Genomic DNA, 23458 nt, shown 5'->3' on the forward strand with positions numbered 1-23458 from the left:
TAAAAACGGGCAACAATTGTTGCCCGTTTTTATTTCATCCAAAATTTGTTATTCAAAAATTCTTGCAAAGTGATTCTCTAAGTGGTTGCGCATACCATTGCGGAATTGTTCTGGTGTACCATGTTCCAGTATCTCCACCAGTTCTTTATGCGATACGAATGTTTTCAACGCTGTTTGCTTTTTTAATAAACCACTGTTGTGCACATAATCAAATACAGGTAATAACATTTTCTGGAATTTCTTCATCGTTTCATTGCCTGTTATTTCGTAAAGCTTTCCATGAAATGCAATTTCGTGTTGTACATTGAACAAATGATCCTGTGCAGCAGGTGGTTCGTTAGCAACGATCTGTTTTAACTCCTTTATATCTTCTTTGGTTACACGATGAAACAGGAAATCGGCCATACCAATTTCAAGTACCAGTCGTATTTCAAACACTTCTTTTAATGTTTCAGGCGAAAGAATATGCGGGTTCATACTCTTACCCAGATTGCCGAACAGATCCGGACTGGTAATAACGGCACCCTTCTTTTTCTTCGACTCAATCAGCCCCATCAAACGCAAACGCAGCAACGCTTCACGTATTACCGTACGACTTACACCCAGCGCTTCGGCCAGTTCAATTTCTTTCGGAATACTATCGCCCACCTTTAGTTTCTGCTGTTGCAGCAACTCCACCAGGTTGGCTTCTACCTTATCCACCAAACTGCTGGTTTCAATGGTTTTTAAATGTCCGTTCAAAAGAGTGTTCGTCATATTATGTAATACTTAATTATTCAAAATTAAGAAAATTGGGCAGTTCACTTCGATTTTTCGATTGATTATTAATTACTTAATCTAATCTAAAAAAATATTTGTTGGAAAGAAAGAACTTTCTTTAACTTTATTATGTCATACATAATACAAAATTAAAACAAAACTTGCTGTATGAAAGCATTTTTAAAGATGGGATTGCTGCTGAACTTCCTGCTGCTCACCTTCATGGCGGGAGCACAATCCATCAAAATTTCCGGGCAGGTGTTATCGAAAGAGGATAACACAGCTATTGCCGGTGTATCTGTTGTGGTAAAAGGAAAAAGCAGCGGAACACAAACCGATGCCGAGGGCCGTTTTACGATTGACGCTGCCATCGGCGATGTACTTGTTTTTACTTCTGTAGGTTTTACAACGCAGGAGGTAAAAATTGAAAGTGCAGGTAGTATAACCATTACCCTGCAGGCATCTGTTTCTAAAATGGATGAAGTTGTAGTGGTGGGTTATGGTACACAAAAGAAATCGAAGATTACCGGTTCGGTTAGTAAACTTGATCCGAAGGTTTTGCAAACCGGTGTGCGTTCGAACCCGGCTTCTGCATTGGCAGGAACAATTCCGGGTTTACGTGTGCAGCAAACATCCGGTCGCCCGGGTGCGGTACCCAACATTGTACTGCGTGGTGGTACCAATTACAATGGTACCGGTTCGCCGTTAATTCTTGTTGATGGTTTGGTGCGTGCAGGTTTCTTTGAAGTAAACCAGGAAGATGTTGAGTCGATTGAAGTATTGAAAGATGCATCGGCAACAGCGATCTATGGTGCACGTGCAAACAATGGTGTAATTCTCATCACCACCAAAAAGGGGAAAGCTGGTACTTCAAAAATTACAGTAGGTTCTAAAGTGGGTGTAAACCGATTGAATCTGCCTTTCGAATTTTTGAATGCAAGAGATTATCTCTACTACTCAAGAAATGCCGTAAAAACGTCGGGTGTTTATGATCCTTCACGTTTATCGCAATTAACTGCTGCGGGTCCGTTTGGTACAGGTAATCGTTTCCTCGATGGAAGTGGTAATGTCATTGATGGTAATGTAAACTCGTTAGGTGTTTGGAGTACAATGAAACTCGATAATACCAACCGGAATAAACTCAACGATGGTTGGGAAACAATGATCGATCCGATTAACGGAACCGATACACTTATCTTCCGCAACTTTAATTATAAAGATTATGCATTGCGTGATTACAGTTTAACACAGGATCACAATGTATCGATGAGTGGCGGTAACGATAAAGGAAAATATTATGCAGGCTTTGGTATGTACGATGAAAAAGGTTTGCCGATTAATACGTTCTACCGCCGTTACACATTTGTGTTGAACAGCGAATACAAGATCCGTCCCTGGTTAACCTCTACCTCCAACTTAAACTTTGCCAATGCAAAATGGCGTGATCCTGTTACCAACTCAGAAGGTAACTACCTGTCTCGTTCATTAGGTGCACCTCCAACCATGCGTGGCTGGAACGAAAAAGGAGAGTTGCTGGTTGGTCGTGATGTGGGCGATGGTAACCCGTTGGTGAACGATGCAAAATTTATCCGTAACAATAACAGCGATAAGTTTACCATTTCTCAAGGATTTAAAATTGATCTGCTGAAAAATCTTTACTTAAAAACAAGTGCTAACCTGTTTTACGATGAAGGTTTTTACGAAAGCTTCAATAAAGATTATTTGCAAAGTCCGGGTAACATCAACCGTACACGTTCCTCTTCTGCATCGTTTGGCCGCAGCTTAAGTCAAACTTATAATGCAGTAATTGATTATAATACAAGTTTCGGTGATCATGATCTTGACTTGATGGCCGGTTCGGAGTACTATGATATTTATTCGTATGGTGTTTCTGCATCGGGTTCGCAGGCGCCGTCAGACGATTTTCTCGATCTGCAATATGTTCGTCGTGACGCAACAACGCAACCTTCTGTTGATTCGTACCACGAACGTCAGCGTATTCTTTCATTCTTTGGAAGAGCAACCTACGATTACAAAGAAAAATATTTAATTACAGGAACACTTCGTAGTGATGGTTACTCAAAACTCATCAACAACCGTTGGGGTACATTCCCGGGTGTGTCTGTTGGTTGGAACCTGCACAAAGAAGATTTCTTTGATGTAAGATGGATCAATGCACTCAAGCTGCGTGCAAGCTATGGCCAAAATGGTAACGTAAGCGGCATCAGTGCGTATGGTTTGCAAGGTGGTTACAGTGTAAACCGTTACAACACATCTACCGGTTATCTTTTCTCTACACCTCCTTTCCCTGATCTGTTGTGGGAGCGTTCATCAACTTACGAAGGCGGTGTTGAAGGTAATATCTTAGGTAAAATTGATTTCAATATTGCTTACTACAAGCGTATTACCTCCAACAAAATTTCCAGCTTTAACCTGCCTGCAACTTCCGGTATTACCAGTTTAACAACCAACAACGGTAGCATGCAGAACCAGGGTGTGGAAGTTGATTTGAATTATGCAATTGTTCGTAAAAAAGATTTCCAGGTTGATGTAGCTGCAAACTTTGCTTATAATGCGAACAAAGTATTAAAGCTTCCAAACAATGGTTTGGAAAATAACAGGCAAGGAGGTTTTCAGGTTTGGGATCCTTCACAAAAGAAACTCATCTGGGTTGCCGGTACACAGCAAGGACAAGACCCTAATGTTGCTTATGCTTACGTTGCAGAAGGGTTGTACCGTACACAAGCCGAACTGGATGCGCACGGCAACCGTGTTGATTTGAATGGTGCAAAAATTTTATTGGGCACAGCCAAATGGGCAGCGCTTACGCCTGCACAACGTGCCAGCTATTACAACATTGCGTTGGGTGATGTACGTTGGAGAGATGTTGACCAGAACGATACAATCGATTTCCGTGATCGTGTGTACATGGGCCGTACCGTTCCACGTTTCACCGGTGGTTTCTCTGCCGCTGCACGTTGGAAAGGATTATCTGTTAGTGCACGATTTGATTATGCGTTTGGCTTTGTGGCATACGATGGTCCACGTGCATGGTTCATGGGTAATGCACAAGGTACATTCAACACCATTAAAGATGTGTACGATACTTGGACGCCAACCAATACCAATGCAAAATTCCCTACTTGTTATTGGGCCGATCAGTTGTTTAAAAACAACGTGCTGCGTGAGTCAAGCATGTTCTATAAAAAAGGCGATTACCTCGCTTTGCGTGAAGTGAACATCAACTATGCGTTGCCGCAACGTTGGGCCGGTGCAATCAAAAGCCAGGCTGTTAACTTCTCTGTTACCATGCAGAATGTTGGTTACTTAAGTAAAGCAACCTTGTACTCTCCGGAATCGGGAAGTATTGCTAACTCAGCTGCAGGTTTCGGTGGTTATCCGCTTCCACGAATTATCATTTTTGGTGCACAGGTAACATTTTAATTCATTTCAATAGTTATAAAGATGAAAAAGATTTTAAATGGTTTGTTCTTGCTGGCAATGATCGTTTCGATGAATGCCTGCAAAAAATTAGAACTGGCACCGGAAGATTATTATGCCAGTGGAAACTTCTGGAAAACGGCCGCACAGGTTGATGGTGCAATGGTTGGTTTGCATAACCAATTGAGAGGTTTTCAGTTTACATTTTTCAACCTTGGTGAACTGCGTGGCGGTGTGTTTAAAGATGCAACCGGTGCAACAGGCACATCTTCACTCAACTCTGCAGCAATTATCCGCCAGGATCTGCGTGAATCTGCTCCGGGTATTTCGAGCTGGGCAGGTTTGTATGGCCCTATCTTCCAGGTAAACCTGTTTATTTACAATGTAGAGAAAGCTGATTTTTTACCGGAAGCCGATAAGAAATATTATCTCGGACAGGCATACGGTCTTCGTGCATATTATTATTTCCATTTGTATCGTACCTATGGTCGTGTGCCATTGGCAACCGAGCCCAAAGTGTTAACCAATACACCAACATCGGCAGAGCAGGCATACTTAGCTCGTACGAAAACAGAAAAGGAAACACTGGATTTTATTAAAGCTGATGTAGAGAAATCGGTAACCAACTTCAATGCAAACTATACAACCAAGTTCAGCAAAGGCATGTGGAGTTTATTGGCTACACAAATGCTGAAAGCGGAAGTATATCTGTGGAGTGCAAAAGTAAAGATTGATGGTGCTGCTCCAACAACTACAACAGCCGATCTTGCAACTGCACGTACAGCAGTAGAAGATGTAATTGCACGTACGGCTAAACTCAACAGTTTTGCAGATGTATTTAAGTATGCAAACAAAGGAAATAATGAAGTGATTTTTGCCTTACGTTTCCAGGTGGGTGAAGCAACCAATAACTACGGGCAGTTCATTTATGCACAAACCGATCCGATGAGCAGTTTTGTTTCTGTTGGTGGTGCGCCTTTAACTTCTGATCAGGCCGGAGCTTCTGCTGCTGATCCGTTGAAAGTTGCAGGTGGTGGTACCATTATCCGTTACGAATACAAGTACGATCTGTTTGCGAAATATGATACGGCAACAGACCTGCGTGCAAGAGCAACCTTCTTCGATTTTTACCGCACACCCACATCAACAGCAACCAACAAGTTTGTAAACCTGCGTAAGTTCTTAGGCACTATGGATGGTACCAACAGAAGTTTTGCAGATGATGTACCGGTATATCGTTGGGCAGAAGCGCTGTTGATTTTAGCAGAGATTAAAAACAAACAGGGACAGGATCCTTCTGCTGAGATCAATGCCGTTCGTCAGCGTGCGTATGGTAGCAATCCGTACCCTGTGTATACAAATGGAAGTTTCGAAGCCAACGAAATTGCGATCTTCGAAGAAAGAGGAAAAGAATTTGTAGCTGAAGGAAAGCGTTGGTACGATTTGCGTCGCATGCAGGATGCAACAGGCGATCCGTTGGCATTCAGAACAGACCTTCCATTGGTAGGTGTACTCATCAAAGCTACACAGGAGTACAAACTGTTATGGCCTATCGATCGTACAACACTGAACCAGGATCCAACCATTGAGCAAAATCCCGGTTACCCAGGAACATAAGCATCGTTTCGATTTCATAATCAGCAGTTAGTTTAGCCGGGAGTAGTCCTGCTCCCGGATTTTTTTTAATGTTTATTAATTTTTAGAACTTGTGCATATGAACAGAAAGAAATTAGAAGGATTGATTGCCGCACCTTTTACACCTATGCAGAGCGATGGTTCGCTCAACCTTGCAATCATTCCGGCTTATTACGAAATGCTCAAAGCAAATGGCGTAAAAGGCGCATTCATCTGCGGTTCAACAGGTGAGGGTGTTTCGTTATCACTCAACGAAAAGAAAGCAGTAGCAGAAGCATGGGCTGCAGTAGCAAAAGAGGATGCAGATTTTATTGTGATGCCTTTATTAGGCGGCACCTGCTTAACCGATTGTAAGGAACTGGCTTTACATGCGCAGCAGATTGGTTTGGATGCAATTTCGTTTACCGCACCGTTTTATTTTAAACCGGCATCGGTAGATATGCTGGCGAAGGCCTGCAGCGAAGTGGCATCGGTAGTACCCGATATGCCGTTTTACTATTACCATATTCCGGTGCTTACGGGTGTAGGTTTTTCAATGATTGATTTATTAAAAGCAGTGGATGGCCTCATTCCCAATTTTGCCGGCATCAAATACACACACGAAGATTTTATGGACTTTCTTTCGTGTATGAATTTTCAAAATGGTAAATACGATATGCTGTGGGGCAGAGATGAAAATATGTTACCTGCATTGGCATTGGGTACAAAAGCATCGGTAGGAAGTACATTTAATTATGCAGCGCCTTTGTACTATCAATTAATAGATGCATTTAATCATGGCGATTTAAAAGCGGCCAATGCATTACAGCAACAATCCATCGATATGATTACCTTGTTGGGTAAGTACGGCGGTATTGCAACAGGTAAAGCTTATATGAAATTACTGGGTATTGATTGTGGTGAGTTTCGTTTACCTGTCAAGAATATGAGTGCCGAACAATTTGAAGCCTTTAAAAAAGATACAGAACAGATTGGTTTTGCAGAATTTTCATCACGCTTACAACCGGCTGTGAATGTTTAAATAAGAATGAACCGATTGCACATATCATTATCGTTATTATTCCTCATGTTTTTTACTGCAAACATAGCTGCACAAAAAAAACAGAAGCTGACTATGCAATGGACTGTTGCTGCTGAGCTTCCTGTTGCCGAAAACAAAACGAAAGCGTTGGGCGTTGCCGGCGCTGTTACAGGTATACATAAGCATAAACTCATTATTGCAGGAGGCGCCAATTTTCCTGCTGCAATGCCATGGTTGGGCGGTAAAAAAAACTATGAAGATGCCTTGTATGTGTATGCAAAAAAGGGTGACGGTATTGTATTGCAGCAGCAAGCAAAACTTCCGTTTACCATTGCTTATGCTGCTTCCTGCACAACTGAAAAAGGAATTGTTGTAGCCGGTGGCGAAAACGAAAATGGTTTGAGTAATAAAACATTTCTGCTACAGCTTACAAACAATGCATCCGTATTTTCCATTCAACATCTGCCCGATCTTCCTTTTGCGGTAACCAATGCATCAATAACGGTTAACGGGCAACACATTTACCTGGCAGGTGGTGAAACAACGAATGGCGTAAGCGATCAGCTGCTTGAACTCGATCTTAATAATCTGGCGGCAGGATGGAAGCAACTGTCAACAATAGCAAAGCAGATATCCCATGCCGTTTTGTTAATCAATGAACATACGCTGTATGTAATTGGCGGGCGTAAACGAAACAGTAATGGCATCAGCACGTTGTATAATTCTGTTTCTGCATTTGATTTGTTAACCAAACAGTGGACAGAAAAAAAAACCGTACCCTATGCTTTATCGGCCGGCACCGGAGCAGTGTATAAAAATCAACTGCTTATGTTTGGTGGCGATAAAGGCGAAACCTTTCATCGCACAGAAGAATTAATTGCAGCCATTAATACTGCTGCCGATGAAGCAACAAAAAAGAAATTAACCGACGAGAAAACAGCTTTGCAATCAGCTCATCCGGGCTTTAGCAAAGAAATTTTAGCGTACAATATAATCAATGATAGTTGGGATGTTATCGACAGTATTCCCTATGCTACACCAGTTACGACAACCGCTGTCAAATGGAACAACTGTTTTTATATTCCAAGTGGAGAAATAAAAGCAGGAGTTCGTTCGCCTTTTATACTATCTGTTAAACCAGTAACCAGAAAATGAATAACTCAAAATCATATCCCTGGATCGTTGTTGGTTTGCTTTGGGTAGTAGCATTACTCAATTACATGGACAGGCAAATGCTCAGCACCATGAAGCCATCAATGATGATTGATATTGCTGAGTTGCAAACAGCTGCCAACTTCGGCAGACTGATGGCGATCTTCTTATGGATCTATGGCATCATGAGTCCGTTGGCAGGGATGATTGCCGACAGAGTAAACCGTAAATGGCTCATCGTTGGAAGTTTGTTTGTGTGGAGTGCAGTTACCTTAGCGATGGGGTATGCACAAAACTTTACACAATTGTACTGGCTTCGTGCAATCATGGGTGTTAGTGAAGCGCTGTACATCCCGGCAGGGCTCTCTCTCATTGCCGATTATCACGACGATAAAACAAGATCACTCGCTATTGGCATTCATATGACGGGCTTGTACATGGGCCAGGCATTGGGTGGCTTTGGTGCAACCATTGCATCAGCCTTCTCGTGGAAAACAGCCTTTCATACATTCGGTTTAATCGGTATTGGTTATGCCGTTGTATTAATGCTTTTCCTGCGGGAGAAAAAAGTACAAGCAATCGAAACGCCAAATCAATCAACAGCAAAACCATCCCTTACAAAAGGGTTGGCCTTGCTTTTCAGTAACATATTTTTTTGGATCATCTTATTCTATTTTGCTGTACCCAGTTTGCCCGGTTGGGCAGTAAAGAACTGGCTGCCGACATTGTTTGCCGATAGTTTGCATATCGATATGTCGAAAGCAGGTCCGTTATCCACCATCACCATCGCCGCATCTTCTTTCATCGGTGTCATCTTCGGTGGTATCTTATCCGATCGTTGGGTGCAGAAAAATATCCGTGGAAGGATTTACACCAGCGCTATTGGTTTGGCATTAACCATTCCATCCTTATTGTTTATTGGTTTGGGCGATACCGTGTTTCATGTAGTGGCAGCAGCGTTTTGTTTTGGTTTCGGCTTTGGTATGTTCGATGCGAACAACATGCCCATCCTCTGCCAGTTTGTTTCATCGAAGTATCGTGCAACAGCATATGGATTGATGAATATGACAGGTGTGTTTGCCGGTGCATTCATTACCGATTGGTTAGGTAAATCAACCGATGCAGGAAACCTGGAAAAAGATTTTGCCATGCTTGGCGGTATTGTAGCCGTTGCCTTAATTATACAGTTGTGGTTGTTGAAACCCAAAGCAACGACTGTAACAGAAGAATAATCATTTATCAGTTTTATATAATCGAACATGAAAAGATTTTATTTGAGTGCTTTTGTTTTATTGATAACAGCATCAGCGCTGTTGGCACAAACTACACCGGTTACTGTATTTGAATCGGGGAAAGAAGGACATAAGAGTTACCGTATTCCTGCCATTGTAAATTTAAAAGACGGAACGCTGCTTGCATTTGCCGAAGGTCGTGTAAACAATGCAGGCGATTTCGGCGATATCAATATTGTACTCAAACGAAGTACGGATCATGGCAAAACTTGGACCGCCATACAGACTGTTGTGGATTATGATCAACTGCAGGCAGGCAACCCTGCGCCTGTTGTTGACTTAACAGATCCTATGTACCCGAAAGGAAGAGTGTTTTTGTTTTATAATACTGGTAATAATCACGAAGGCGAAGTACGTAAAGGAAAAGGTTTGCGTGAAGTGTGGTACAAAACATCAACCGATGGCGGTGTTACTTGGAGCGAAGCAGTGAACATCACCACACAAGTGCATCGCCCGAAACAACCTGCAACAAATGCTGCTTATAATTTTAACGAAGACTGGCGAAGTTATGCCAACACGCCCGGTCATGCGATGCAGTTCAGTACAGGTGTATACAAAGGGCGGATTTTTGTAGCAGCCAATCATTCTGCAGGCGAACCGTTAAAGCAGGCAGAAGATTACAAAGCACATGGTTTTTATACAGATGATCATGGTAAAACATTTCAGCTGAGTGAAACCGTTGATCGTGTGGGTGGTAACGAAGCAATGGCGACAGAGATTTCCGGCAATCGTTTAATGATGAATATCCGCAACCAGAAAGGCGATGTGCGTGCAAGATTAATTGCCATCAGCAACGATGGTGGAGCGAAATGGGATAGTGTTTATTTCGATAACAACTTACCCGATCCTGTTTGCCAGGGAAGTATTTTAACGGTTGGTAAAAAGAAAGGCAAACAGATTGTTGCGTTCTGCAATGCAGCCGATACAAAAAGCAGGGATAATCTTACACTCCGCATCAGCTACAATGATGGATTTACCTGGAAGAAAAGTATCGTCATTGATTCAACAGGAAAAAGAGATAATGCAGCGTACTCCGATATCGTTCGCATTTCTAAAAAGAAGATCGGCATCCTCTACGAAAAAGATAATTATGCAAAGATCATTTTCACGATTGTAAAGTGGAACTGATACTGTTATTGAAATACTAAAGTAAAATGACTTACACAACAAACGATTTAATTGCTCTTATAGCCACGTTAATCTTCGTAATGACAATGATTCCAAGGCATGACTAAGCAAGTGTATCCAGTAAGTTAATTAAATAGACTATTATTCAGGCTGGCTTTCAAATTCCTTAATAAAGCAATTCTAAATTAAATCTTTTAAAAACAAACACTATGAAGCATCTAATGCTATTATCATTTCTTACAGTTTTTTCTATTTCTGCAAAGTGCCAGTTAGATAGAAATTATTGGCTTGTTGGTGGAGCAGGTAGTTTTTACACTTATAACGAACAAAGCGTCAATACTGTAACAAATATGCCTGTCTCAGGAAAGTTAACAGAAATAAACATTACTGGGAATGTTGGTTATTTCCTTTTTGACAAATTTGCAGTAGGTATTAGACCAGGTATCAATTCAATAAAAAGTCATGGAGCAAATTCTGCATCGGTACTTACAGAAGTTACCAAGATTTACGTTGGGCCTTTTGCCCGTTACTATTTTCTTAATAAGGAAAAGCCATTTAATATTCTAGTTGATGGTAGCTATCAGTTTGGTTCATTGGCAAACTTTGGAAAGGGCACAACTCAAAATGCTTCTATTATGACAGGCACAGAATTATTCTTTAACAATAGTGTAGGACTTGAGTTTCTACTTGGCTATTTATACCAAAAGAATATCAAGGATGAAACTCAGAACGCCTACAAACACATAAAAAAGGGATTCTATGTTTCTATCGGTTTTCAAATTCATTTAATCAAAGATTAATTTAAACAAACATGAAAAAAATATAAAATCTAAGCCTTGGTTCGTGTCTTCACGAACCACTCGGTAATTGTTGAAAGAAATGAATAATAGTTTACGAGTGCGCACGGAAAATTAAAAAATGTTACCATTTTAAGAATTTAAAACAACTCTCAAATGAGTTATACAATACAGGAATTAAAAGAACTGCAACAATTTTACAGCAACCAGTTACTGAACGATACGGTTCCATTCTGGTTTCCCCGTTCCTTCGATACAGAACATGGTGGTTTTTTATTGATGCGTGATGCTGATGGTGCACTCATTGATGATGATAAAGCGGTGTGGATACAAGGAAGAGCAACCTGGCTCTTATCAACTTTGTATAACACTGTTGAACAAAAACAAGAATGGTTGGATGGTGCCAGACTTGGCTATGAGTTTTTAAACAAGCATTGCTTCGATACTGACGGACAGATGTTCTTTCATGTAGCACGCAGCGGCGAGCCCATTCGTAAACGCCGATATTATTTCTCCGAAACATTTTATGTAATTGCTGCTGCGGCTTATGCAAAGGCAAGTGGGAGTGAAGAAGCAGCAGCGAACGCCAGAAAAGTGTTTGGGGAATGTATTGCTTATGCAAGTGGTGAAAAGAAACTGCAGCCAAAATTTACCGGTACAAGACCCACACGTGGTATTGGTGTACCCATGATTATGACCAATACGGCGCAGCAGTTACGGGAATTAATTGGAGATGAGCGTTGCGATGAATGGATCAGCAAATGGATTAATGAAATTGAAACCTACTTCGTAAAAGACGATATCAAATGTGTGATGGAACAGGTGGCGCCCGATGGCAGCATCATTGATCATATTGATGGACGTACACTCAATCCCGGTCATGCCATTGAAGGTGCATGGTTTATTCTGCATGAAGCAAAACATCGCAACAACGATCCGCAGTTGATTACACTCGGTTGCAAAATGCTCGACTATATGTGGGAGCGTGGATGGGATAAAGAGCACGGCGGTATTTTGTATTTCCGTGATGTGTACAACAAACCGGTGCAGGAATACTGGCAGGATATGAAATTCTGGTGGCCACACAACGAAGTGATCATTGCCACACTGCTTGCTTATACGATGACAGGCAATGAGAAATATGCACAATGGCACAAGTTGGTGCATGATTATGCATACAGCCATTTTCACGATAAAGAACACGGCGAATGGTTTGGTTACCTGCATCGTGATGGCAGCATTGCTCAAACAGCCAAAGGAAATTTATTCAAAGGTCCGTTTCATTTGCCCAGACAGGAATGGTATTGTATGCAATTATTAAATGAGTATCTGTCATCTTCAACGAATCTTGCGCACACGTTTGAGCAGTAACCAACCAGGTGTAATCAATAATTTTATCAAAGCAATCTTTAATTGTTCTCACCAATGAAAAGATTGTCATTCAGTTACTTTTTTTATTTCCCATCGTTGCCATCGAACAGTTGTCGATGGCAACATTTTTTAGATGAAACGTTCCCGGAAAGTTCAAATAAACAGCTGTTAGTGAAATCGAAGCAAAAGCCTGCTTATATTTATTATGGCTGGCAGCCATTCAACAAAGAAAATTTAGTGAATGGTGAACAACTGCCTGCATCAACATTTAAATTGAAAATCGAGTGAAAAAAAAATTGCTTACCGTTTCCTTATTGTTGTGGGCGCATATTTTGTTTGCCCAACGCAACGATGTTACTGTCCGTTTTGATGCTCCTGCCACACATTTTACGCAAAGTTTACCATTGGGGAATGGTCGTTTAGGTGCCATGATGTTTGGTGATACAAAGAAAGAGCGTATCGCACTCAACGAGATTTCGTTGTGGAGTGGTGGACCGCAGGATGCAGATAATGAAAATGCCTACCAGTTCTTAAAACCCATCCAGGAGTATTTGCTCGCAGGTAATAATAAAGCTGCACAAGAGTTGTTGCAGAAAAATTTTATTGCAAAAGGAAAAGGTTCGGGGCATGGCAGAGGAGCAAATGATAAGTATGGTGCCTATCAAACCATGGGCGATCTGTTCATCAGCTGGAAAGACAGTAATGCAGCTGTAAGCAATTACAGTCGTGTGCTTGATCTGGAGAAGGCAACTGCTACGACCACATTCACCCGCAATGCTGCAACGTTTACAGAAGAACTGTTTACCGATTTTGTACATGATATTACATGGGTGCGTTTGTCAACCACAAAGAAGGGCAGCATCAATGTTGTGTTGGCCTTGTACAGAAAAGAGAATGCGCAAATCAAAACCAAGAAGAATACCATTGCGATGATGGGACAACTTCCATCGGGCGCCGATAAAGGGATGCAGTTTGTGACTATTGCCCAACCAACAGTGAAAGATGGAACCATCCGGCAGGAAGGAAATGAACTGGTGATTGAAAATGCAACTGAATGCTGGGTCAAAATTTCATCGGTTACGAATTATGAGTATGCAACCGGTAATCTTTCTGCAAATGATATTATTGAAAAGGCATTTCAGTACATCGAAAAAACAAAACAGACTTCCTTTGCTGTAGCACAGCAAAAAAGTACAGTAGCTTATCAGAAACTATTTAACCGTTGCCGTTGGAACATGCCCGATAGTAAACCCGGCACAGGGTTTACAACTAATCAGCGTCTCATCAATTACAATAACGGCGACGAAGATTTGCAGTTGCCTGTGTTGTATTTCAACTTTGGCCGATATTTACTTATCTCTTCTTCACGTCCGGGTTTATTGCCGGCTAATCTGCAAGGCTTGTGGGCAGTAGAATACCAAACACCATGGAACGGCGATTACCATCTCAACATAAATGTTCAAATGAATTACTGGCCGGCAGAGTTAACCAACTTAGGTGCACTTGCCGAGCCGATGCATCGTTTCACTTCTTCCTTAGTGAGCAATGGAAAAAAAACAGCGAAGGCTTATTACAATGCAAATGGTTGGGTAGCTCATGTTATTAGTAATCCCTGGTTCTTTACATCACCCGGCGAAGGTGCAAGTTGGGGTTCAACATTAACAGGTGGTGCATGGTTATGCGAACATATTTGGGAGCACTACCGTTTTACAAAAGACACAGCGTTCTTACGAAAATATTATCCGGTTCTAAAAGGAGCTGCACAATTCTTACAATCCATCTTAATAAAAGAACCAACGCACGGCTGGCTGGTAACAGCACCATCCAATTCACCCGAGCATGCGTATAAAATGCCGAATGGTTTTATTGGCAATACTGTTATGGGGCCAACAATGGATATGCAGATCAGCAGAGAGTTGTTTAATGCCTGTATCAACGCATCAACTGTGTTACAAACAGATGTAGAATGGCGGAGCGAATTAATGTCAACAGTAAAACAATTAGCACCGAATCAGATTGGAGCAAAGGGCGATTTAAATGAGTGGTTAAACGATTGGGACGATGCAGAGCCAACACACAGGCATGTGTCGCACTTGTATGGATTACATCCGTACGATGAAATCTCAATACGTAAAACACCTGCGCTTGCAGAAGCAGTAAAGCAAACATTGTTGCAGCGTGGTGATGCCGGTACAGGCTGGAGTATGGCATGGAAAATAAATTTCTGGGCACGGCTGCACGATGGTGAACATGCATTGCGGTTATTTAAACAATTGGTAAAGCCTGTTGCAGGTGGCGATGAAATAAAGATGAGTGGCGGTGGAGGTACTTATTCTAATTTGTTCTGTGCACATCCGCCTTTTCAGATTGATGGCAACTTTGGTGCAACAGCAGGTCTTGCCGAAATGTTGTTGCAAAGCAATGATGAAGAAATAGAGTTGCTCCCTGCATTGCCTGCTGCCTGGTATACAGGAAATGTAAAGGGGTTGTGTGCAAGAAATGGGTTTGATGTGAACATTGAATGGAAGGACGGACAACTTGTTTCCTGTTCGTTGTTATCAAAAGCAGGGAATAAAGTTGCACTATTATACAAAGGAAAAACCATTCGATTGAAAACAGTGAAAGGTAAAACCTACAGGTTTGCCTTGAACGATTTTAAGTAACTTATGAAGAGGAAGCGTTTGCTGATTGCATTTATTCTTTTAGCACAGCTGCAGTTACAGGCACAGGTGAAATTGCCGCTGTTGCATGATAGTCTGTTCTCCACTTACTATCATCAGCGGGTGACGTTGTTTGAGTCGATGCCGCAAACAACCCTTCGACAAGCTCAGGGTGAAATTATTTTTCTGGGCAATAGTATTACCGATGGCTCGGAGTGGGCGCAACTCTTCAATGATGTGCGGATGAAGAACCACGGCATCAGTGGCGATATTACAGCAGGTATGCTGCACCGTTTGGATGCAGTAATAAACCGAAAACCCGCAAAAATATTTTTGCTGATTGGTACCAATGACCTTGCAAGAAACATCAGTGCGGATAGTGTACTGAAGAATATGTTGCTCATCGCTGATTATGTAAAGCAGCAATCGCCCAAAACAAAATTGTATGTGCAGAGTATTTTACCGGTGAATGAACTGTATGGAAAGTTTGGCGGCCACACAAAAAATACAATACTCATTCAGCAAGTAAATGAGCAGTTAAAGGCAAATGCTGCAGCTCATCATTACCAGTATGTTGATCTGCATACGCCGTTCAGCAATGAAAACGGAAAACTGAAACCGGAATTAAGCAACGATGGGTTGCATTTAATGGGTAATGCCTATCTATTGTGGAAGCACATCCTCTATCCGTATGTGTACGATCTGCAACCAAAGGCTTCACTGATTCCGCAGCCACAACAAGTACAATGGAAGGCAGGTGCTTTTGCTTTGTACAATTGCAAGACGATTATACTGAAAGATAAAAGTCTGCTGAAGGAAGCAACGCAACTGCAGCAATACCTTCAATCGATGGGTTGGGAAATGAAGTTGACTGATAAAGCAGCAGCCAATGAATTGTTTATTGAGTTAAGTCTTGGAAACGTAAAAGCAACACAACATGAAAGCGAAGCGTATCAGCTGGATGTAAGTACTTCAAGCGTAAAATTGGTTGCCAACACAGCACACGGTATTTTTAATGGTATGCAAACACTCAAACAATTGCTGCGCAGCGAAACAACGATGGATGCGGTGAGTATTACCGATTGGCCTGCGTTCAGCTGGCGTGGCTATATGATTGATGTAGGACGGAATTATATGTCGATGCCGTTGCTGAAACAGCAGATCGATGTGATGGCGGCGAACAAACTCAACATTTTTCATTTTCATGCAACAGAGGATATTGCGTGGCGCATCGCCAGTAAACATTATCCGCAACTTACAGCACCCGAACACATGCTGCGGAACAAAGGCATGTATTACAGTGAAGCAGAGATCAAAGAGTTGATCAACTATTGTAAAGAACGGCATATTACGTTCATTCCTGAAATTGATATGCCCGGCCATAGTGCAGCGTTTAAACGTGCCATGAAAACCGATATGCAGAGTGACAGCAGGTTGGCGATTGTAAAAAATATTCTCAAAGAATTTTGTACAACCTACGATGTGCCGTACATCCATATTGGTGCAGACGAAGTAAAGATCACCAACAAAAACTTTGTTCCTGAAGTAACAGCATTCATTGAAAGTATGGGCAAGAAAGTGATCGGCTGGCAACCCGGTGGTAATTTCAGCAATAGCACCATTCGTCAACTTTGGATGGATGACAATGCACATCACACATCAAACAATCAAATTCAGTTCATCGATTCCCGGCATTTGTACCTGAATCATATGGATCCGCTGGAAGCAGTGACGACGATCTTCAACCGAAAGATTGCTGACAAAGAAAAAGGTGATGCAACAACACTCGGCGGCACCATCTGTATGTGGCACGACAGAGCTGTTGGCAAAGAAGAAGATGTGCTCAACATGAATCCTGTATATCCTTCTATACTTGCTTTTGCAGAACGCAGCTGGCAGGGTGGTGGTGTTGATGGTTGGGTAGCAAACATCGGCGAGCCGAATACAGCAAGGGCAAATGCATTTGCAGCGTTTGAAAAACGTTTGCTCGATCAAAAACAACAATACTACTCTTCGCTTTCATTTCCTTATACGCAGCAATCAAATCTTGTTTGGAAATTATTCGGTCCATTTGATAACAAAGGCGATCTGTCCAAACAATTTACACCGGAACAAAAGGGTTTTGATGCAGATAAAACAAAGCAAGCAATAGAACAGGTTGGTGCAACAGTTGTGTTGCGTCATTGGTGGGCGCCGTTAATTAAAGCTGCAATACCGAATGCAGAAGACAGTACTACCTGGTATGCTGTAACAAAAATCTGGAGCGATGAAGATGAAACAAAACAGTTCTGGATCGGCTTTAATAATTTATCCCGCTCACCTGCAACTGATGCACCACCTGCAAATGCATGGGATGCTAAACAAAGTGCAGTGTGGGTAAATGGACAATTGATTCCTGCGCCGCAATGGAAACATGCAGGACAAAAAGGAAACAGCGAATTGCCATTGGCCGATGAAGGTTATGAATACCGTATGCCAACAAATATTCCATTAAAGAAAGGTTGGAACACTGTCTTGATCAAAGCGCCGGTTGGCAGCTTTAAAGGAAAGGATTGGCAAAACCCGGTGAAGTGGATGTTTACGTTTGCACCTGTTCAATTTTAAATAAATAAACACGTATTGATTATGTCCTTAAAATTTGTAAAGTTCCTGTTGTTGCTTGCTTGTCCGTTAACTCTGTTTGCGCAACAGGTTTCTATTATTCCGCAACCGGTTGAGTTAAAACTGAACGAAGGAAATTTTAGTATCGATAAAAATACAACTGTACAGTTTAATGCTTCGCAGGCTGCATTAAAACCGGCCGTTGATTTTTTTCTCAATGCCGTAAAAGATATTTCCGGCATTGCATTGCAGCAGAACAAACCGGCGGCAAAAAAAGTGGAGTTTATTCTTGCTGCACAAACTGCATTCAAGCCCGAAGCATACAGCTTAACGGTTACGCCTTCACTGATTCAGATCAAAGCCAGCAGCTATGCCGGTATTTTTTACGGCATTCAATCTGTGCTGCAAACATTACCACAGGTGCGTACCAATGCAGCGTTGCAGGTGCCTTGTATGCAGATCAATGATGAACCACGTTTCAAATGGAGAGGTATGCATCTTGATGTGAGCCGTCATTTCTTTTCAGCAGATGTTGTGAAACAATACATCAACCTGATGGCAATGTACAAGATGAATACTTTTCACTGGCATTTGGTAGATGACCAGGGCTGGCGTATTGAAATCAAAAAATATCCCAAGCTTACTTCAACAGGTGCTTGGCGTGTTGATCAGATTGATAAAGTGTGGGGCAGTCGTCCGCAGGCAAAACAAGGTGAAGCTGCTACTTACGGTGGCTATTACACGCAGGAACAGGTAAAGGAAATTATTGCGTATGCGAAGACAAGAAATGTAACAGTGGTGCCTGAAATTGAAATGCCCGGGCATGTAGCATCAGCTATTGCAGCGTATCCGCAGTTGAGTTGTACGCAACTGCCGCAGCTGCCGTTAACGGGTGGTAATTACAATAACATGTCCTCAAACTATTGCGCAGGTAACGAAGAAGTGTTTTCTTTTTTGCAGGATGTGTTAACAGAAGTGATTGCACTCTTTCCTTCAACCTATATTCATATTGGTGGCGATGAAGTGGATAAAGGTCCATGGAAAAAATGTGAGCGTTGCCAGGCTCGTATGAAAAAAGAAGGATTGAAGAACGAAGAAGAACTGCAGAGTTATTTTATCAAACGCATGGAGAAATTCATCGTCAGCAAAAAACGGAAAATGATTGGCTGGGATGAAATACTCGAAGGCGGATTGGCGCCTGAAGCAACTGTGATGAGCTGGCGTGGTGAAGCTGGTGGTATTGAAGCGGCAAAGATGCATCATGATGTGGTGATGACACCGGGTTCGCCTTGTTACTTCGATCATTACCAGGCAGGGCCCGAAGGTGAGCCGTTGGCCATTGGTGGATTTAATACCGTAAAGAAAGTGTACGATTATGAACCGATACCAAAAGAGTTGAGTGCAGAACAACAAAAGTATGTATTGGGTGCACAAGGCAATGTGTGGACAGAATATATTTCCACTGCAGAACATCTCGAATACATGGTGTTGCCACGTATGCTGGCGTTGGCGGAAACGGTTTGGTCGCCTGCAGCAACAAAAAACTGGAATGATTTCAGCAGACGTTTACAGTTTCATTTTAAAGCCTTTGATGCAAAAGGGTTGCATTATTCACCGGGCAATTTTACAGTTGACATAAAACCTGCTTCCAAAAATGGCAAACTGGAAGTGGCGTTGTTTTCTGAGGTACCCACGGCCTCTATTCTTTATACAACTGATGGATCGGTGCCAACTGTATCAAGTGCGGTGTACAAACAACCCATTGCTGTTGAAAGTACACAAACGATTCGTGCTGTCACTGTGCAGAACGGAAAGATCATGAACCTGCAACCTGTTGAACAACGTTTTGTGATGCACAAAGCAGTTGGTGCCAATGTGCAGTATGCGTTTGCTCCATCACGTTCGTACATGGCCGATGGTATGAATTCGTTAACAGATGGTGTGCGTGGAAAATCAGCAGTCAATAAATTCTGGCATGGCTTCAATAAAAATAATCTTGTTGCAACGGTTGATCTGGGTACAGAAAAAAATATCAGCCGTATTTCACTTGGATGCTTGCAACATTACCGTGACTGGATCTTTTTACCAACAGAGGTGAAGTTTGAAGTATCACTTGATGGAAAAATATTTACCGAAGTGGCAACCGTGCAGAACGATGTGCCGGTGAATACACTTGCGCTCACCATCAAAGATTTTAAAACAACGTTTGCAGCTATCAATGCCCGTTATGTGCGTGTTACTGCGTTTACGTTAGAAGCTTGTCCGAAAGGTCATCCCGGAGAAGGAAAACCTGCATGGACGTTTGCAGATGAGTTGGAAGTAGAATAAAGTGATTTTTTATTGAACCACAAAGACACGAAGCCACGAAGAAACAGGAAGCCAATGATTCAGTGTTTCTTCGTGGCATTTTTTATTCTTTGTGCTGCTTCGAGTCTTTGCGTCTTCGTGGCTAAAAAATTATTTCAACGCTTCCCACAACACTTCCACCGGATGCAAAGCTTTTTTGCCTGTACCATCTTTTACCTGGTGGCGGCAGCTTGTACCGGGTGCTGCAATAATTACATCATCCGCTGCATTACGCACAGCAGGGAACAACACCATTTCGCCGATCTTCATCGAGAGTTCATAGTGTTCTTCTTCATAACCGAATGAACCGGCCATGCCGCAACAACCCGAAGGAATGGTTTCTACTTTATAATTTTCTGGGAACGATAATACTTTCACAGTGGCTGCAGTGCCTACCAATGCTTTTTGCTGGCAATGGCCATGCAGTTTTATTTTCCTTTCAGCAGAAGTGAATTGCTCTTTGCTGATGTTGCCTTTGTCGATTTCACGTGCAATAAACTCATCGATCATGAATGTATTGGCAGCAAGTTGTTTGGCTTTGTCAAAGTTCTCATCGGTTGCCAGGTCAACATACTCATCACGGAAGGAGAGGATAGCTGAAGGCTCAATACCGATCAATGGTGTATCGGCAGTAACAACAGGATGCAGCAATTCAATATTCTTATTCGCAATTTCTTTGCCTTTCCGTATCAATCCTTTCGATAACCAGGAACGGCCACTTTCAATATGTTCTGGGATGATCACTTCGTAACCCAGCTTGTTGAGTAACTCAACAGCTTTGATACCGATCTGTGTATCGTTGTAATTGGTGAACTCATCGCAGAAGAGATAAACTCTTTTGGAATTTGGAATTTGGTTTTTGGAATTTGGATTTTCCTTCCTAAACCATTTTTCCAACGTAGTACTATACATCGTCGGCATGGAGCGCTTTGTTGCAAAGCCCGATGCTTTTTTCACCAACGAACTGATGGCACTATTCGTCATTACAAAATTGTACAACGATGGTGCAATAGCACCCAGCTTCGATGAGTTGGTAAAGTTGGCAATCAGCTTTGAACGGAAGGGTACACCATTCGCATCGTAGTAATGCTGCATAAACTCAGCTTTGAGTTTGGCCATATCCACATTACTCGGACATTCGGATTTACAACCCTTGCAACTCAAACACAAATCCATCACTTCATAAATTTCTTTATGATCGAAACGGTTGGCTTTGGTGGAGTTGGTTAAAAACTCACGGAGAATATTGGCTCTTGCCCTCGTGGTTTCTTTTTCGTTACGTGTCGCCATGAACGACGGACACATTGTTCCACCGGATAAATGTGTCTTACGACAATCGCCACTGCCGTTGCATTGCTCTGCATGTTGCAGGATATCCTGGTTGTAAAAACGAAACACCGTTTTAAACGCCGGTGTTTGCTGGCCGGGCACATACCGCAGCATGGTATCCATCGGCGGTGTGTCCACAATTTTGTTGGGGTTGAAAATATTTGCAGGATCCCATGTTTTCTTTACTTCTTTCAGCAATTGGTAATTCTTTTCACCTACCATTTGCTTAATGAACTCACCACGCAAACGACCATCGCCATGTTCTCCACTCAACGAACCTTTGTATTTTTTCACCAACGTTGCAATCTCTTCTGCAATGACACGGAAGAGACGGTTCCCTTCTTCTGTTTTTAAATTGATGATGGGACGTAAATGAATTTCACCCGAACCAGCATGCGCATAATGCACCGAATACAGATTGTGTTGCTTCAGGATCACATTAAAATCACGAATGAAATCCGGCAAGTCATTTACATCAACTGCTGTGTCTTCAATCACCGGCACCGCTTTTTCATCGCCGGGTAAATTACTCAGCAAACCGAGTCCGGCTTTGCGAAGCGTCCAGATCTTTTTTGTGTCTTCACCAAACAGGAGCGGGAAGTGATAACCCAAACCTGCTGCACGCATGTCGGCTTCCACTTCTTTACAGATCGCCACAATTTCTTCTCTTGTCTCCCTCGCAAATTCAATTACCAGGATAGCACCGGGGTCACCCTGCACAAAGAAACGGTTCTTGATCTGCTCTTTGTTTTCTTTGGTGCATTCCAATATATAATGATCGATCAATTCACTTGCACCGGGATTGTATTTTAAACCAATCAGGTTTGCTTTTAATGATTCATCAATACTGTTGAAGTGAACGCAAAGCAAACCCACTTCTTTGGGTGGCAGAGGAATCACGTTCAGTTTTATTTCAGTAATCAAGGCCAGCGTACCTTCTGAACCGGCAATGAGTTTACAAAAATTAAAATCTGTTTCACCGGCGGTGAATGGCGCAGTTTCCAACAACAGATCAATGGCATAACCGGTGTTGCGGCGCTCCACTGTTTTCTTCGGAAACTCTTTGCGTATCTCTACCTGGTTGTCGTAATTGCTCAGCATGCTTCTAACCGAACGGTAGATATTTGCTTCCAGTCCTTCGCCTTCGCACTTACTATGAAACTCATCAATGTTCAATGCTTTGAATGTTGTCTCTGTTCCATCGCTCAGCAAACAATCTACTTCCAGCAAATGCTCACGTGTGCTGCGGTACAAAACAGAATTACTGCCGCAGGAATTATTGCCCACCATACCACCGATCATGGCACGGTTGGCCGTTGATGTTTCCGGACCAAAGAACAATCCATGTGGTTTCAGAAACATGTTCAATTCATCACGGATCACACCCGGTTGTACACGCACCCATTTTTCTTCTTTGTTCAGTTCAAGAATGTTGGTGAAGTATTTCGATACATCCACGATAATGCCGTTGCCCACCACCTGTCCGGCAAGCGAGGTGCCGGCGGTACGGGGAATCAACGAAGTCTTGTTGTTATGGGCAAAAGCGATAAGCTTTTTGAGATCGTCTTTGGTTTTGGGAATAGCCACCGCCAATGGTAACTCACGGTATGCCGACGCATCGGTGGCATAGAGGGTACGCATGGTGGTATCAAAATAAAATTCTCCTTCGAGTTGCTGTGCCAGTTGTTGTAATCGTTCGTTCATGTTTGCTGCTGCAGTTGGGCGGCTCAAATTTACACTGTTTGAAACTTGCAGCTGTTAGTTGTGGAAGGGGAAGTATGGGAACGATTGCGGTGACAATAAGCTGATAGTAAATCATTTATTGGCAGGCAGATTCTTTCTGGCAAAGCGGGACAAACTGTTCCTCAGAATGACAACAAAGTTGAACAGCGTGCAATTGCTGAACACTTGTACTAAACTCAGCAA

Annotated in this window: 13 protein-coding genes; 11 read left to right on the forward strand and 2 right to left on the reverse strand. The window is 42.3% G+C overall.

Going from position 1 to position 23458, the window contains the following annotated elements:
* Positions 1–48: 48 nt before the first annotated feature.
* Positions 49–756, reverse strand: coding sequence for a FadR/GntR family transcriptional regulator (locus tag IQ13_RS19845; RefSeq protein ID WP_144888491.1), 708 nt, complete (start codon positions 754–756; stop codon positions 49–51).
* 171 nt (positions 757–927) lie between these two features.
* Here IQ13_RS19845 and IQ13_RS19850 point away from each other — a divergent pair, with 171 nt between their 5' ends.
* From IQ13_RS19850 to IQ13_RS19900, 11 genes are all read left to right on the forward strand, one after another.
* Positions 928–4203: a SusC/RagA family TonB-linked outer membrane protein gene (locus tag IQ13_RS19850; RefSeq protein WP_144888492.1), complete on the forward strand. Its 3276-nt coding sequence runs from the start codon at positions 928–930 to the stop codon at positions 4201–4203.
* 21 nt (positions 4204–4224) lie between these two features.
* Positions 4225–5817 (forward strand): RagB/SusD family nutrient uptake outer membrane protein, encoded by a 1593-nt coding sequence (locus tag IQ13_RS19855; RefSeq protein ID WP_144888493.1) that lies wholly within the window; start codon positions 4225–4227, stop codon positions 5815–5817.
* Positions 5818–5914: 97 nt separating this feature from the next.
* Complete coding sequence (locus IQ13_RS19860) at positions 5915–6856, forward strand: dihydrodipicolinate synthase family protein (RefSeq protein ID WP_144888494.1); 942 nt, start codon at positions 5915–5917, stop codon at positions 6854–6856.
* A gap of 45 nt (positions 6857–6901) precedes the next feature.
* On the forward strand, positions 6902–8011 hold the full coding sequence (locus IQ13_RS19865) for a Kelch repeat-containing protein (protein ID WP_445352035.1): 1110 nt from the start codon (positions 6902–6904) through the stop codon (positions 8009–8011).
* Complete coding sequence (locus IQ13_RS19870; protein ID WP_144888496.1) at positions 8008–9240, forward strand: MFS transporter; 1233 nt, start codon at positions 8008–8010, stop codon at positions 9238–9240. The genes IQ13_RS19865 and IQ13_RS19870 overlap by 4 nt, the downstream gene beginning before the upstream one ends.
* Before the next feature lie 27 nt (positions 9241–9267).
* Positions 9268–10428, forward strand: coding sequence for a sialidase family protein (locus tag IQ13_RS19875; RefSeq protein ID WP_144888497.1), 1161 nt, complete (start codon positions 9268–9270; stop codon positions 10426–10428).
* A gap of 209 nt (positions 10429–10637) precedes the next feature.
* Complete coding sequence (locus tag IQ13_RS19880) at positions 10638–11228, forward strand: hypothetical protein (protein WP_144888498.1); 591 nt, start codon at positions 10638–10640, stop codon at positions 11226–11228.
* Positions 11229–11381: 153 nt separating this feature from the next.
* Entirely contained in the window at positions 11382–12596 is a 1215-nt protein-coding gene (locus tag IQ13_RS19885) for an AGE family epimerase/isomerase (RefSeq protein ID WP_144888499.1), read from the forward strand.
* 284 nt (positions 12597–12880) lie between these two features.
* The gene (locus IQ13_RS19890; protein WP_144888500.1) at positions 12881–15259 is read left to right on the forward strand and encodes a glycosyl hydrolase family 95 catalytic domain-containing protein; all 2379 of its coding nucleotides are present in this window, start codon (positions 12881–12883) and stop codon (positions 15257–15259) included.
* Between the two features lie 3 nt (positions 15260–15262).
* A complete protein-coding gene (locus tag IQ13_RS19895) occupies positions 15263–17860 on the forward strand; it encodes a family 20 glycosylhydrolase (RefSeq protein WP_199758322.1) in 2598 nt (865 codons plus the stop codon).
* A gap of 21 nt (positions 17861–17881) precedes the next feature.
* The gene (locus IQ13_RS19900; protein WP_144888501.1) at positions 17882–20185 is read left to right on the forward strand and encodes a glycoside hydrolase family 20 protein; all 2304 of its coding nucleotides are present in this window, start codon (positions 17882–17884) and stop codon (positions 20183–20185) included.
* A 129-nt stretch (positions 20186–20314) separates the two neighbouring features.
* Here the strand turns inward: IQ13_RS19900 and IQ13_RS19905 are convergent, their stop codons facing one another.
* On the reverse strand, positions 20315–23236 hold the full coding sequence (locus tag IQ13_RS19905) for an FAD-binding and (Fe-S)-binding domain-containing protein (protein ID WP_144888502.1): 2922 nt from the start codon (positions 23234–23236) through the stop codon (positions 20315–20317).
* Between the last annotated feature and the right edge of the window lie 222 nt (positions 23237–23458).

This window comes from Lacibacter cauensis (genome assembly GCF_007830055.1).
Lineage (GTDB): Bacteria > Bacteroidota > Bacteroidia > Chitinophagales > Chitinophagaceae > Lacibacter > Lacibacter cauensis.